This window comes from Paenibacillus enshidis, from assembly GCF_042136365.1.
Taxonomy (GTDB): domain Bacteria; phylum Bacillota; class Bacilli; order Paenibacillales; family Paenibacillaceae; genus Paenibacillus; species Paenibacillus enshidis.
The window spans coordinates 244,477-259,334 of record NZ_JBHHMI010000002.1; the positions used below are offsets into that span (position 1 = coordinate 244,477).

Below are 14,858 nucleotides of genomic sequence, written 5' to 3' on the forward strand. Positions count from 1 at the left end.
GCACCCTCCCGCTCTATCCTTTACCTTCACTTCATCATTTAAGCCGTTTCAACCGGCTGCGGCAGCTCCCGCAATTCTGCCAACAGACTTTGCTGCACCGCAGGGTCATACAAAGTTTCTCTTACCGAAAGAAGACCTGCGCGCTCCAACCATTTCCACAAAGTCTCATCATACCAGGCTTCCTTCCGGTACAGCTGCAGGCAGGCAATTGCCAAATTTGCAGCCTCCTCCGCCGTCTCGCTCACCCCGATCAGTTGGGCTTCCCGCACAGGACGTCCGCTCCCGCCTGCATACACCTCCCAGCCTGCCGGGCAGGCAGCCAGCCCGATATCACGAATTAGAACAGCGGCAGGTGATGCGGTTCCGGCGGCAACCGCTGCTGTAATCGGGACAGGAAAACTCAATCCGTTCCATCTCAGCTTCAACTCGGCCACCAAGCCAGTGCAGCTTTCAGCGCCAGAACCTTGCTCCAGGGCTCCATCATGAATAAAGGTGACCATGGATGGTTTTGTGCTCCCATAGATAGCGGACGAACGAGGCTTAAATGCTTTTTCCGAGCTCTTCTGCATGCCCAGATAATAATGGACTGCCGGTCTGCACACCTCACAGCCTTCTTTTTGCCGCCATCCCAAAAGGGCGAATGCTTCTCCAGGCGTGGAGGCGGACAGACTGTTCACAGCCTGTTTGAGTTCCGCAGGGTCCAGCGAGGTGCAGCCGCATACCGGCACCTTTTCGGCTGCAGCAGGCTCCTCAGTTGTCCCGGCCACAGCCTTCCCGGATGCTGCGAGCTTGACCAAAACCTGCACCATAGGACGGCAGCCGCCGCATGACGAGGAAGCCTTCGTATGCTTCCGTACTTCTTCTTCCGTCTTATGGCCGTCTCGGGTAACAGCCTGCAGAATCGTCAGCTTCGTGACCGCATTGCAGGCGCACACCGTCTCCTGCTCTGCCATCGCCATCACTGCGGTTTCCATCGGGTTTTCGCCGCCTTCAGACACGGCAAGCTTGGCTGCCTCTTCACCAAACTGGACCGCCTTCAGGAGAGTTGGAGCTTCGGAGGTGTCCCCGTACAGGATGGCCCCGACAGTCCTGCCATTGACCATCGTTACTTTTTTATAGGTTTTGCGGATGCCGTCATATTGCTGAAAAGCTGTAATGATGCCACGGCCCCCGATTTCTCCAGCCGAAAACACATCGACTCCCGCTACCTTTAATTGTGAATAAGGGATGGAGCCGGTGTAGGGTGCCGTCTCCCTGTTGCATAACACATTCGCCAGCACTCTGGCCTGCTCAAACAGCGGGGCCACCAGACCATAAGCGATGCCCCGATGCTCGGCGCATTCCCCGACCGCATAAATTCCCGGGATACTCGCAGCAAGATAATCATCAACAACAATTGCCCGGTTCGTGCGCAGGCCGCATTCCTTGGCCAATTCAATGTTAGGCTGTATACCCACCGCCATGATGATCACGTCTGCGTCTAATGTACTGCCATCTGCAAAACGTAATCCGTTCGCGCGTTTGCGGCCCGTAATTTTGACCGTATTTTTGCTGAGGTGGAATACCATGCCCCGCCGCTCAAGCTCGGTCTGCAGCAGTCCTGCCGCCGTCGGATCCAGCTGACGGTTCATCAGGTAAGGTGCGTTATGAATCACCTGTGCTTCCATACCGAGATGAAGCAGCCCCCGCGCCGCCTCCAGACCAAGCAGCCCGCCGCCGATCACCGCTGCTTTACGGTAGCTGCCCGCGCTTTGTATTAATGCCTCACAGTCTTCCATTGTACGAAACGCCATGACCCCTTCTTTATCCGCTCCAGATATGGGGGGAATGAAGGCCGAAGAACCTGTAGCAAGCACCAGCACATCGTAAGGGACCTTGCTGCCGTCGGCTGCTACTACGACACGGCTGGCTGTATCGATCCGGTCTACCCGTACTCCTGCATGCAGCTTAATGCCGTGTTCTGGATACCAGGCCCAGTCATTCAGCACGATGTCATCAAAGGCTACATCTCCCTGCAGCATTTTAGAAAGCATAATCCGGTTATAGTTCGGATGGGGCTCCGCTCCGAAAATGGTAATATCAAACCTCTCGGGGGCAAGCTTCAGAACTTCCTCCACACATTTTATCCCTGCCATCCCGTTGCCGATCACAACCAGTCTTTCTCTCATCCTACCCTCTCCCCTTCAGGAACCAAATCCGTTCTCTTTATATACAGCTTATAACAAGCAAGCCATTTGCTCGGCCAGAAGACAGAATAAGCCCTTTCCTAATGTAAATAGAAAAGGGCTCCATTGCCGGGTATACCGTCACTCCATTGTGACAGTTCATAAAAATAGGGTATTCGATGAAAGGATTAATGTCAATAAAAATGACACATTTTAATGGAAACAAGCTAGGTTTTTAATAGATCAAATTTTTGTGTTATCTATATTGACATTTGTTTTTCTGCTTTTTATAATTTGAATCAAATCAAATTCACAATGCTGTGAAAACAAATCATCAGCGGGGGGCACAATGACGTGTTCAACGCTACGGCAAAGAGGCCGCAAATCGTTCTTCCACGGACGAATTGCGGCCTCTTTTGGATTCACCTAGACAAAAAGGAGAAAAACAAAAGGGAGAGAGATGAAGGATGGAGAAGAAAAGTTTTTTGCAATCCGGGCATAAGCCCACCCTGCTGGGAGCATTCCTCTATTTTGACATCAGCTTTATGATCTGGGGCATGATCGGCCCGCTGGCCGTTGTCATCGCGGCGGATATCCCCATGGACCCCGTGCAGAAGGCACAGTTGGTCGCCCTTCCGGTGCTCGGAGGCTCAATTCTGAGACTGCTGTTCGGCTTTTTATCCGATTATATCGGGCCAAAGCTGACAGGACAGATCGGCATGCTGATGACGCTGCTTCCGCTGCTGCTGGGCTGGCTGTGGGTCGATTCCCTGGATCAGCTTTACGTTGTAGCGCTGCTGCTCGGCGTGGCGGGGGCATCCTTCGCAGCCGCCTTGCCACTTGCAGGTCAATGGTACCCGAAAGAACATCAAGGGCTGGCCATGGGCATTGCCGGGGCGGGCAACAGCGGCACTGTGCTGGCCACCTTGTTCGCCAATCGTCTGGCACAGCATTTTGGAAGCTGGGAAATCGTATTTGGACTCGCTATTATTCCCATCGCCATCGTATTTGTCATATTCACTCTGTTTGCCCGCAACAGCCCGAACCGTCCAGAGCCCAAAAAGCTGTCAGCCTACGCAGGTATTCTCAGCCAAAAGGACGCCTGGGTGTTCTGTGGACTGTATTGTGTAACCTTCGGCGGTTTTGTTGGACTCGCCAACTACCTTACGATCTTTTTCAACAGCCAGTATGGACTTGCTGCTGTGCAGGCGGCGGATATTACAACGATTTGTGTAATTGCAGGCAGCTTCTTCCGGCCTGTCGGCGGCTTTTTGTCCGATAAAATCGGCGGAGCCCGCATGCTGACTTTCCTTTATGCAGGTGCAGGAATCATGCTGGCTTGTGTGGCCCTGCTGCCGCCGCTGCCGGTCGTGATCGTACTTCTGTTCGCCGGTATGATGTGCCTCGGTGCAGGCAATGGTGCCGTGTTCCAGCTCGTGCCACAGCGTTTCGGCAATGAGATTGGCCTGATGACCGGTATCGTCGGCGCCGCTGGCGGGGTTGGCGGTTACGCCCTGCCGCTCATTCTCGGCAATCTGTATAAAACGACCGGCTCGTATGCTCCCGGCTTTATCACAGTGAGCCTGATCGTGGCTGCAGCGCTCACTCTGATTATCGTCATGCACATGAAATGGAAAAATACCTGGTTGCGCGTCTCTACGGCAAGTGCAGGCAAGGCGGTTTCTTGAAACGCCCGCCCGTGCTAATGTTATAAGAAAAACGGCTATCGACGTACCTTAACCAGCGTTAAATAAAACAATCGCCCTACCCTTTACATGGGTAAGGCGATTGTTTTTGTGACGGGAATCGTTCCCCTCCAACGATATATTCGTTTGCTTCACTTGGCGGTTAATTTAACACTCATTACATATTTGCACATACAAATTCCTGCTTATAGATTCTGTCTACTTTATCCAGAACATTCGCGCTCTGGTCCTTGAACTTGAAGGGCGTCGCTTTACCTTTATTAAGAAAAATGCCCGTAGCGTCTTTATGATGACCCAATGCAGCGTCATATAAACGGGCCGCTCCTGCACTCGGATGGGAGAAGAACAGGTTGGCAATCGGAATCATGAAGCCTGGCATCCCTGCACCCTTGGACATCTTGGTCTTGCTAGGGCCGGGGCAAACGCTGCGAATACGGATTTCCTCCGTCAATTGTGCAGGGGCGATTTGCTGGGTCCATAGTGAAAGGGCCAATTTGGTGGCGGCGTACGGACCCAGAAGTTTTTTGAATCCGACAGGCTTGTCTAATGTATTGTAATCGAACTGTTTGACCATCAGCAGGGCGTTGGATGAAGTGTTGATAACGGTTTTCAGTTCCCCCTTTAACAAAAGCTCTCTCAGCTCCATGAAAATAATGTAGGGTACCACTGTATTGACCTCAAAATGCGTCTCGCGCCCTTGTATCGAGTACTGGAATTCTCCGAATGACACGCCGGCATTATTGAAAAGCAGATCAATATGGTCCTCGCTCTTCTTAATCTGATCCAGTGCTCTCCTGAGACTTGAAAAATCAGCCAGATCCCCTTTATAAATTCTCAGCTGATTCGACTTTTGAGCCGTTTGAATCACTTCATCAGCCGGAAAATTGGAACGGCTCAGTGCGATGATCTGCCAGCCTTCGGACAACATTTTCTTGGCCAGCTCGAATCCTACGCCAGAATTGGAACCTGTTATAAGAGCAACTTTATTATGATGATGTTTCATTATCTAATCTCTCCTGTCTGTCAGTTTGATCTGAGCACCTTCATGCTACAACCTGGTGTTTACACCAAGTCAAGCGATAATAAAATGCGAAAAAGATCCAACAGCGACAATAATTTGTCGTTATTGGACCAAAACCGAAAAATATAAGGCTGCGATATGGACGCCCCCGTTCAGCGACCTGTCCCCCCCTCATCACTTCTTCAAGCCAACCTCCGCTGATCAGGTTCCTGAAGCAGACTTCAGCTCTTCTTTCTCCAATATCACATACACGCTGCCGCTGTCGTCTGTTTCGGTCCGGAACGTGGTTACACAACCTTCATCCGGGGCCTGGACAAGCCCGTTTGCCAGATCGATTTTCCAGTCATGCAGCGGACAGTGCACCTTCGTACCACATACCATGCCCTCCGACAACTTTCCTCCTTTATGCGGACAACGGTTTTCCAATGCTTGAATGCTGCCGTCGTCCAAACGGAATACAGCGATTTCTATTTCCCCCACCCGGAACGTTCTTGCGCCCCTGAGGTCGATTTCCTCTACACTCGCTACCCGGATTTTCTCCTCCATGTATGCTTCCCCCTTAAAGTTTTGTAAGCGTTACTGCGTTGATATCCCTTCGTACAAAACTACTTCGAAAGCATACGCTCATGTACCGTTTACAGGCTGCCCAGCGGCTCGAAGTTTTTGCGCAGCTCGGGATTCTCGATAATTTCCTTCCACGGATCGGTCGTATAACTGAGTGTTTCCGTAATTCTTTCCACCAGCGCCTTCCGTTCTTCCACGTCCGCCAGCGCTGCTTTGATCGACTCCAGGCCTACCCTTTCCACCCAGTGCGCCGTGCGCTCATTCCAGCTCGCCTGCTCACGGTAATACTGTAAATAAGCAGCTGTCCATTCAATAACCTCGTCCTCCGTTTTAACGGTACACAGCAGTTCGGCTGCTCTGACCTTGATGCCTCCGTTGCCGCCGACATAGAGCTCCCAGGCTCCGTCAATGGCTACGACACCCAGATCCTTGATCGTCGCTTCGGCACAATTTCGCGGACATCCGGAGACGGCAAGCTTGACCTTCGCTGGCGCATTCAGACGCTCAAACGCCTGCTCAAGCTTGATGCCCATGCCCATTGCATCCTGTGTCCCGAAACGGCAGAAGGTATTGCCGACACAGGTTTTCACTGTGCGCAGCGTTTTGCCATAAGCATGCCCTGACGGCATATCGAGATCCGCCCACATTCCCGGCAGATCCTCTTTCTTCACTCCCAGCAGGTCAAGCCGTTGTCCGCCTGTGAATTTGACTAGAGGCACGTTGTATTTCTCCGCCACGTCAACAATTTTCTTCAGCTCGGCCGGAGAGGTTACACCGCCATAAATACGGGGCACAACCGAATACGTGCCGTCCTTCTGAATGTTGGCGTGATAACGCTCATTGGTGATGCGGGACTCTTTCTCGTCTTTATAAGTGGCGGGCGAAATCATGCCCAGATAATAATTCAGCGCAGGTCGGCATTTGGAGCAGCCCCCAGGCTCATCCCAGCCCAGTACATTCATAACCTCTTTCACTGTGCTCAGGCCCATTTCTTTGATACCGCTGATGATTTCTTCACGGCTCAGCTTGGTGCATGAACAGATGCCTTCCTTCACGCCTTCTCCCGCTTCATCCCCCGCATAGAACTGGAGCAATCCTTCCACGAGCGGCTTGCAGCCGCCGCAGGATGCCGAAGCCTTCGTGCAAGCCTTGATCTCTCCCACTGTCCGGCATCCGCCGGCTACCGCTTCACCGATCATCTGCTTGGTGACCCCGTTGCAGCCGCACACAATCTCATCGTCCGGCATTTGCTCGAATCTGGCCAGCCCGGAAGCTTCAGCTTTACCGGCCGGGAAGCCGAGCAGCAGCTCTTTTTCCCTGCCTGCTACGGATTCTCCGGATTTAATCAATGAAAATAAAGAAGCTCCATCGGTCGTATCCCCGAACAATACGGCTCCGACCAGTTTGTCATCCTTGAGCACGATTTTTTTATACACTTCGTCAATCTCATCCTGATAGCGCAAAGCGCGCAGACCCGGAGCATCCTCGAACAGCCCGGCGGAGAATACATCCACACCGGAAACCTTCAGCTTGGCGGAAGTGACCGAGCCTTCATAACCCGGTGTTTCAATTCCCGCCAGCCGCTTCGCAAGCACAGTGCCCTGCTCATACAGCGGAGCCACCAGCCCATAGGTGATTCCCCGGTGCTCTGCACATTCCCCGACAGCGTAAATATCAGGCACATTCGTTTCCATAAAGTCGTTCACGAGGATTCCTCGTCCGGTACCGATGCCTGCTTCCTTCGCCAGCATGATTTCTGGCTGAATGCCGACAGCCATCACAACCAGGTCAGCCTGCTCGGAGCTGCCATCCCTGAATACCAGGCGTTCCGCCCGCTTATGTCCTTCAATCGCCGCCGTCTGGCACCCCAGCCGGAAGGTCATTCCCTGCCGTTCCAGCTCACGCTGCAGCATAAGGGAAGACGCCGGATCAAGCTGACGGTTCATCAAATATTGGCTGTTATGAATGACCGTGACCTCCATACCGAGGTTCAGCAGCCCTCTTGCCGCTTCCAGGCCCAGCAGTCCGCCGCCGATGACGGCCGCCTTACGGTATTTTCCCGCCGCATCCATCATCGTATGGCAGTCCTTGATGTCACGGAAGCCGATCACGCCCTCCTTATCAGCTCCTGGCAGAGGCAGGATAAAGGCCTTCGAGCCCATTGCCAGCAGCAGAACGTCGTAGGCCACTTCACGGCCGGAGACGGATTTTACTTTCTTGCGTTTCGTATCGATTCCGATTACAGGGTCTCCGGCATACAACTGGACGCCATTTTCCTCGTACCAGTTCCAATCATTGATGACGATATCCTCCAGACCGGTGCCCCCCGCAAGCACGGAAGAAAGCATAATGCGGTTATAGTTGGGATAAGGCTCTGCGCCAAAAATCGTAATATCATAGAGCCCGGGGGCCACCTTCAGCACATGCTCTAACGTTCTTACCCCTGCCATTCCGTTACCGATCATTACGAGCTTCTTTTTATTCTCCATAACGCGTCTCCCCTCCGCAAATCACATCTCAACCATCTTCTTAAAAACCAAAAAAGCCCACTTCCCCCTGAAACATTTGTTCACAGGTGAAAATGGGCTTCGTTGCCGCTTGTTATGGATACGCCATTGTATCCGACTTCATAAATTTTAAATTATTGGTTTCAATATATACGTATTCAGTATTCATGTCAATATTATTGACGTAAAAATAGTCAAATAATATAGTTTACGATACACACGCTTTTTTTCGGGTATCATTTATCACATTTCAAAAAATACGATTGCTTTTTCATGCAAAAGACAGCAAAATAAGCAAAAGGATGTGTCAGATTTTCTGCCTTCATTTATCTTTTACTCATAGAAGTATGTGGACCTAAGTCATTTACAGGAGGGGGAGCCTCTTCATGCGTTCATTTTTGGTCATTGATGTTCAGAAAAGAGAACGCCCGAGCAGCGCGAATCCGGAGGCCGTCCTGGAAGCTTACGGTTATCAGGTTTTCCTGGTCCGTGACAAAGCTTCAGCCGGCCAGAAGCTTCAGGATGTCGATGCCGCTATTTTGCATCTGCCTGTCGCGTCGATCCAGATGTGGGGCGTGGAGTTGACAGAGAATAAGGAGATGCCGCTTTTTTGGTGGTGCAGTGCGGACGCGGCCCTCTCCTCAACGGAAGATTGTGAGGTTGACGTGTCCATAGACGGAATCCTGACTCCCGGCATGAAGGAGCATGAGCTGAACTGGGCGCTTCATTTTGGCGCCAAGCGTTTTTTCGAACGCAAGCAGTGGAAGAGCGAGCGTGACCAGTTAAAGGCCCGGCTGGAGGAACGCAAATGGATTGATATGGCCAAGGGCATTCTGGGCGAGGTCAACGGCATTCCCGAAGCTGAAGCCTACGAGCTGCTGCGCAAGAAAGCTATGAACGAGCGGAAAAGAATCGTGGACGTTGCCGTTTCCATCGTGAAGGCTCATCAAATGCTGAAGGCATAGCGCAAAAGGGGGAGATTGGATATGAATATGGTTGAATTACTGAAGGAAGTCGGACGCGGCAAGCGCGGAGCCCGGGATCTGACCTATGAGGAGGCCGCCGCCGCCGCCCGGCTTATCCTCACACAAACGGCAACCCCGGCCCAGATTGGCGCCTTTCTTACCGCCGAACGGATCAAGATTGAAAACGTAGACGAGCTCAAAGCGTTCGTGGACGTATGCCGCAGCTTTGCGAACCGTTCGGGCAGCAGCGAAGGCATCGATTTCGCAGGTCCGTATGACGGACGGACCTCGACGTTTATGGCTACTTTTGCCTCCGCCTTTATTGTGGCGTCCTGCGGTCTGCCCGTCATGCTGCATGGCACCGAGCCACTGCCGCCGAAGCGGGGAATTACAATTCCGATGCTGCTTGGGGCGATGGGGATCGACGGCGCCCGCGTCCCGCGCCGCCAAGCCGCGGCAGCTGCGGCTCTCACAGGGGTGATGTTCGTCTCCGCCGAGCAGGAATGTCCGCCTCTTGGCAGGCTGCGTCCGCTCCGGGAAGAGCTGGGGCTGCGAACCGTGCTGAATACGGCGGAGAAGCTGATTGATTACAGCTGCTCGCCTTATCTTGCATTCGGGGTTTTCCACAACACCGTCTTTGAAAGAACCGCCAAGCTGCTCGTCAAGCTCGGCTACCGTAAAGCGGTCATCGTCCAGGGCTGTGAGGGCTCCGAGGACCTGTTCATCGAACGCCCGACGCGGACTTATTTTGTGGAAAATGGAGAGGCCCGGCTCGAACTGATCGATCCCGAGATGTTCGGCCTGGAAAGTGTCCCGCCCGAGCTGGCCTGGACACCGGCCCTCCAGATCGAGGTGACGGAGCAGGTGTTAAACGGCACCGGCCATATGGCGTTTACGAATCAGGTGCTGCTGAACAGTGCGGTGCGGCTTTATATCGGAGAACGTGTGCAATCGATCGAGGAAGGGATTTACACCTGTAAAGCCGCGCTCGAAAGCGGAGCTGCCCTGGACAGCTATAAACGGTGGAAAACGGCAATGCTTGATGGCCAAATGGCTGCCGCTCCCTCCGCCACGACACGTTTGCTCAGCTAGGGGCATGGCAAAAAGAGAGGAGTGTCCCAAAAATCATTAACCTGGGACACTCCCTTTATCTATAAAAACCTATCTGCTCATCGTTCGGCTTTGACTCCGGTTGCTTAGCGGCTTTTTAAACAATCTGTTCAGCCGCGGCTCCACCAGCCCTTTAAACAAGTGACGGAGGCCGCCGCCGGACAGCAGTACCGTCAACAGGATGCCGGCCACCGGAAGAAGCAGCTGCAGTGCCGGATAGCGAAACAACGCATAAAAACCGCTGGCCTTTGCCAATAACTTGATGATGAATCCGTGCAGCAGGTATACATAGAGCGTATTTCTTCCCCCGGCGGTAATCAGCGGAATCCTGTTTTCCGGCACAAGCACCAGCACTGCTCCGCCAAGCAAAACCGCCCCGGTATAAACAGCCGCCCGGTACAGGCCTGCACTCCATTCCGGGTGTCCCATAGCTTCATAAGGAACGCTGCCGTAAAACCATTTTTCCTCCAAACCGTTTCCGTACAAAATCATTGCCACTGCGGCAGTCAAAACGATGATAACCGCTATACATCGTATTAGCGGGGTCCGCAGACGGGAAATATGCTCCCTTTTCAAATAATAACCGGCGAGAAAAAACGGAAAGAAAACCAGGGTGCGCGAAACGCTTGCATAATACTGAGCATCATTCGCATAACCGGCCAGGATGGCCACCATAATGGATATGGGCAGCGCATAGCGGATTTTGACAGCATAAGGCAATGCCACCTTCCACAGGATCATGCTGAACAAAAACCACATCAGCCAATATGGCGTAAAGTAAGAAAACTTCAGCGTCTGTTCACCGAGCACGTAATAATCAAACAAAGAATACAACGTTTCGAAAATAACATAAGGAACAACCAGCCTGCTGATCACCTTATTGGTATATTCGCCGCTGCTCAGGTTTTTGCAGAAATAGCCTGATATCAGAACAAACAGCGGGATATGAAAAGCGTAAATAAACAAATACAGCGGCCGCAAAAAAGGCTCGGTGCCAAGCGGCTCAATCAAATGTCCGGTGACGACGAGTGCAATCAGTACAAATTTTACATTATCGAAATAATAGTCTCTTGCTGCCATGCGCTCACTCCTTCATTGCTGTCTTAATACCCGTTTTGCCCGGCAATGAACGCTTTTGTACGAAATAAAAGGATACAGCCTGAACTGGTGGCTCAGGTCTGTATCCTTACATGTTATACAATATGGAGCATTTTGTCCAAAGCCAGCACTGCTTCGCGCTGGATATGGGACGGCACTTTTACAATTCCTGCCGGTTCCCTCTGGTCAATGGACTCAAGCGACCACAGGAGATGAGGAAGATCAATACGGTTCATGGTCAGGCACGGACACATGTCGGGATTAAGAGAAACGATGTGCTGTTCAGGGTGCTCGCGGATAATTCTTTGCACAAGATTCATCTCTGTGCCTACCGCCCATTTGGTGCCTGGCGCCGCATTGCGGATCGTCTCGATGATAAATTTGGTCGAGCCTGCGCTATCCGCCAGCTGCACCACTTCATGCGAACATTCCGGGTGCACGATGATGCGGACCTCAGGGTCGAGCTCTCTCTGCCGAAGGACGTTTTCCACGGTAAATTTCTCATGAACTGAGCAGTGCCCTTTCCATAAAATAACTTTGATAGTTTCAGGGTCCTGTTCTGTCAGCAGCCTGTTCTCATGTGGGTCCCATACTGCCATCTGCTCCAAGGGCACGCCCAAATCATAAGCGGTATTCCGTCCCAAGTGCTGGTCCGGCAGGAAGAGGATCCGCTGTTTCTGCTTAAGGGCCCAATCCACTATTTTGCTGGCATTGGAAGACGTCACGGTTGCTCCGCCGTTTCTCCCGACAAAAGCCTTGATCTCAGCGGTGGAATTCACATAGGTCAAAGGCAGTATCGTGTCTCCGAACAAGGCCTGCAGCTCCTGCCACGCCCTCTCCGTCTGCATGATATCGGCCATATCCGCCATGGAGCAGCCTGCACGCATGTCGGGAAGGATGACCGTCTGCCCTTCCGAGGTCAGCATGTCGGCCGTTTCCGCCATAAAATGAACTCCGCAAAATACGATATATTCAGCCTCCGTATTCAGCGCAGACTGCTGTGCCAGTTGCAGTGAATCGCCAGTTATATCGGCGAATTGAATGACCTCGTCCTTCTGATAATGGTGGCCTGGAATGAGCAGCCTTTTGCCGAACTTTTCTTTCAGCACGGCAACACGCTGCTCCATTTCGGCTGTCGTCATCTGCTTGTAATGCTCAGGCATCATTCCGTGCTGCCCGTTCAACGCTTCCAGAATAGACATTGTTCAACCATTCCTCTCCCATATTTTTATAATCACACCTGTTATATTTTTACATCCATACTGATATCAAGGCTTTGCACCGAATGGGTCAAAAATCCGAGCGAAATGCAGTTCACTCCCGTCCCCCGGAACAAAGGCAGACTATCCGGGGTAATGCCGCCCGAAGCCTCTGTCACGATATGCGGCGGGGTCAGTGCGGCGAATTTGCAGACCGTATCCGGCGGGCAGTTATCAAACATGATGACATCCGCGCCTGCCTCGATCGCCTCCCGAAGCTGCCCTTCATCCTCGATTTCCACCTCGATCTTGACCATATGCCCTGCGGCGCCACGGACTTTGGCAACAGCTTCCCGGATGGAGCCGCAGGCGGCGATATGGTTATCCTTAATCATGATGCCGTCATAAAGTCCGAAGCGGTGGTTATGACCGCCGCCAATGCGGACGGCGTACTTTTCAAGCATTCTCAAGCCCGGGGTGGTCTTTCGGGTGTCACACAGCCGGATGCTTGAATCATTGAGCCGGGTGACGCACTCCCTTGTTAGCGTCGCAATGCCTGACATGCGCTGAATGAGATTCAGCACGACCCTTTCTCCCGTCAGAAGTGATGCCGCGCTACCCTTTAATTCGGCAATAACGGTGCCGGGAGCGAGTGCATCCCCGTCTCTCCTGCACATTTCCACCTCGATGTCCGCATTGAGCAGCGCAAAGCCTTCCCGGATCATATCGCTGCCTGCAAAGATACCGCTGCCCTTGCTGTGAATAATGGCTTCACAGACTTGATCCTCGAAGATCAGGGAAGACGTCAGATCGCCGTTCCCGATATCCTCGGTGAAAAAATCCTCCAGCATGCGTTTCAGCTGTAAACGTTCCATGTTTGAGCAATCCCTTCATTCTCCCGGATTTGTATGCCGTCCCTGCTATGAATGATTTGTTTCCCTTTCCAGCCCGCATCATCTCTTGCCGGAAAATCGGTCCGATAATGAGCGCCCCTGCTTTCTTCACGCAGCAATGCAGAGGCTGTAACGAGCTTGGCGAGCTGCCATAGATGAAGGCGTTCGAGCTGCTCTTTTGTGATCTTTTGCACATGAATGGGGTCGGTCTGCACTTCATGCAGCCAGCGGTACAGGGCTTGAAGCTCTTCCCCGCTCCTTTGGATGGAAACAGATTTACTCATGTGCCACTGAAGCTCTTCAAGGGTGATGTGGGGGACTTCATAACAGCCGTCCCTTTCCTGTGCCGAAAGGCTATGCGTGCTCTCGTCCGTTATCCGGGCAGGCACAACCTGTGCAATCCGCTGTGCCGCCCGGTTGCCCATGACCAATGCTTCCAGCAGCGAGTTGCTGGCTAGCCGGTTGGCTCCGTGCAGACCTGTGCAGGCGGCCTCGCCTATCGCATACAAGCCTGGGACTGTGCTCTCGCCCCATTCGTTTACACGGATACCTCCCATCAGAAAATGCATACCCGGAGCAACCGGGATGCGGCCCTCGTGGATATCCACTCCCGCAGTCTCACACAGGCTTGATATCGTCGGGAAACGTTCTGCAAAATGGCTGCAACCGCTGATATCGATATACAGTGAATGCCCGCTCCGGATTTCCTCATGCATCACCCGGGCTACCACATCGCGCGGGGCAAGGTCGCCCATTGCATGGCGCCCGCTCATGATGCGTCTGCCGTTTTCGTCCCGGATCACCCCGCCCTCACCGCGTACCGCCTCGGAAACAAGCCCGTAGCAAACCTCCTCATGAACGAGCAGGGTCGGATGAAATTGAATGAATTCCAAATCTGTAAGCTCAGCGCCTGCCGCATAGGCCATCATGAGGCCGTCGCCCGTCAAGGTCGTATCATTGGTATGGCGGCTGAACAGGCTGCCGCAGCCTCCGGCTGCAATGATAACTGCATCCGCCCTCATCTCGAATAACCCCGTTTCCTCATGGCTGGCAAGCACTCCGGTGCATCTGCCCTGTTCCAGCAGCAGCTCATACACCGTGACCTGCTCCATTACGCTGACATTCTCTTGCAGACGCCCCGCCAGATGCTGCACCAGCATTTTACCTGTCGCATCCCCGCCTGCATGAAAGATCCGGTTCCTGTGATGTCCCCCTTCCCGACCAAGCTGCGGTTCTCCATGCTCATCAAGGTCAAAAGGAAAATGCTGCTCTAGCAGCCGTTCAATCATGCGTTTGCCATCCTTAATGATACCGGCAGCCATATTAACGTCATTGTGTCCACCCCCGGCAGCGAGCGTATCGGCCAGATGTTCAGCCGCAGAATCTCCCGTTTGATGGAAGGAGGCAATGCCTCCCTGTGCCAGCATGGAATTGCTTCGACCCGTCGTGCTCTTGGTAAGCAGCGTTATCTGTATATCTTCGGGCATTGCTGCAGCCAGGGACAGGGCTGCAGCTCCGCCGCCAATCACAATTACCGATGGTGAAGACATAAAAACACCCCTTGTCGTTACATGTGTCTTGACACATATATTTACACATCCCTACAATAAACTCAAGGCTTTTATTTCAC

The 14,858-nt window shown here is 52.8% G+C and carries 11 protein-coding genes; 3 read left to right on the forward strand and 8 right to left on the reverse strand.

Going from position 1 to position 14,858, the window contains the following annotated elements:
* Positions 1-38 precede the first annotated feature (38 nt).
* Positions 39-2,168, reverse strand: coding sequence for a nitrite reductase large subunit NirB (gene nirB / locus ACE41H_RS03685; protein ID WP_375353439.1), 2,130 nt, complete (start codon positions 2,166-2,168; stop codon positions 39-41).
* A gap of 464 nt (positions 2,169-2,632) precedes the next feature.
* Here nirB (ACE41H_RS03685) and ACE41H_RS03690 point away from each other — a divergent pair, with 464 nt between their 5' ends.
* Entirely contained in the window at positions 2,633-3,853 is a 1,221-nt protein-coding gene (locus tag ACE41H_RS03690; RefSeq protein WP_375353440.1) for a nitrate/nitrite transporter, read from the forward strand.
* Positions 3,854-4,028: 175 nt separating this feature from the next.
* On the opposite strand, the gene ACE41H_RS03695 is transcribed toward ACE41H_RS03690, so the two are convergent.
* From ACE41H_RS03695 to nirB (ACE41H_RS03705), 3 genes are all read right to left on the reverse strand, one after another.
* Positions 4,029-4,874: an SDR family NAD(P)-dependent oxidoreductase gene (locus tag ACE41H_RS03695; RefSeq protein WP_375353441.1), complete on the reverse strand. Its 846-nt coding sequence runs from the start codon at positions 4,872-4,874 to the stop codon at positions 4,029-4,031.
* 219 nt (positions 4,875-5,093) lie between these two features.
* Positions 5,094-5,438, reverse strand: coding sequence for a nitrite reductase small subunit NirD (gene nirD / locus ACE41H_RS03700; RefSeq protein WP_375353442.1), 345 nt, complete (start codon positions 5,436-5,438; stop codon positions 5,094-5,096).
* Between the two features lie 89 nt (positions 5,439-5,527).
* Positions 5,528-7,945 carry a nitrite reductase large subunit NirB gene (gene nirB, locus ACE41H_RS03705; RefSeq protein ID WP_375353443.1) on the reverse strand — a complete coding sequence of 806 codons (2,418 nt, stop codon included), beginning with the start codon at positions 7,943-7,945 and terminating at the stop codon, positions 5,528-5,530.
* 404 nt (positions 7,946-8,349) lie between these two features.
* On the opposite strand from nirB (ACE41H_RS03705), the gene ACE41H_RS03710 reads away from it, so the two are divergent.
* The gene (locus ACE41H_RS03710) at positions 8,350-8,928 is read left to right on the forward strand and encodes an ANTAR domain-containing response regulator (RefSeq protein WP_375353444.1); all 579 of its coding nucleotides are present in this window, start codon (positions 8,350-8,352) and stop codon (positions 8,926-8,928) included.
* A gap of 21 nt (positions 8,929-8,949) precedes the next feature.
* A complete protein-coding gene (locus tag ACE41H_RS03715) occupies positions 8,950-10,020 on the forward strand; it encodes an anthranilate phosphoribosyltransferase (RefSeq protein WP_375353445.1) in 1,071 nt (356 codons plus the stop codon).
* Between the two features lie 69 nt (positions 10,021-10,089).
* Here the strand turns inward: ACE41H_RS03715 and ACE41H_RS03720 are convergent, their stop codons facing one another.
* The 4 genes from ACE41H_RS03720 to nadB all read right to left on the reverse strand — a co-directional run bounded on the left by ACE41H_RS03720 (position 10,090) and on the right by nadB (position 14,778).
* Complete coding sequence (locus ACE41H_RS03720) at positions 10,090-11,118, reverse strand: acyltransferase family protein (RefSeq protein WP_375353446.1); 1,029 nt, start codon at positions 11,116-11,118, stop codon at positions 10,090-10,092.
* A gap of 113 nt (positions 11,119-11,231) precedes the next feature.
* On the reverse strand, positions 11,232-12,338 hold the full coding sequence (gene nadA / locus ACE41H_RS03725) for a quinolinate synthase NadA (RefSeq protein WP_375353447.1): 1,107 nt from the start codon (positions 12,336-12,338) through the stop codon (positions 11,232-11,234).
* Positions 12,339-12,379: 41 nt separating this feature from the next.
* Positions 12,380-13,210, reverse strand: coding sequence for a carboxylating nicotinate-nucleotide diphosphorylase (nadC, locus tag ACE41H_RS03730; RefSeq protein ID WP_375353448.1), 831 nt, complete (start codon positions 13,208-13,210; stop codon positions 12,380-12,382).
* The gene (gene nadB / locus ACE41H_RS03735) at positions 13,192-14,778 is read right to left on the reverse strand and encodes an L-aspartate oxidase (RefSeq protein ID WP_375353449.1); all 1,587 of its coding nucleotides are present in this window, start codon (positions 14,776-14,778) and stop codon (positions 13,192-13,194) included. Before nadB ends, nadC begins: the two co-directional genes overlap by 19 nt.
* Positions 14,779-14,858 lie beyond the last annotated feature (80 nt).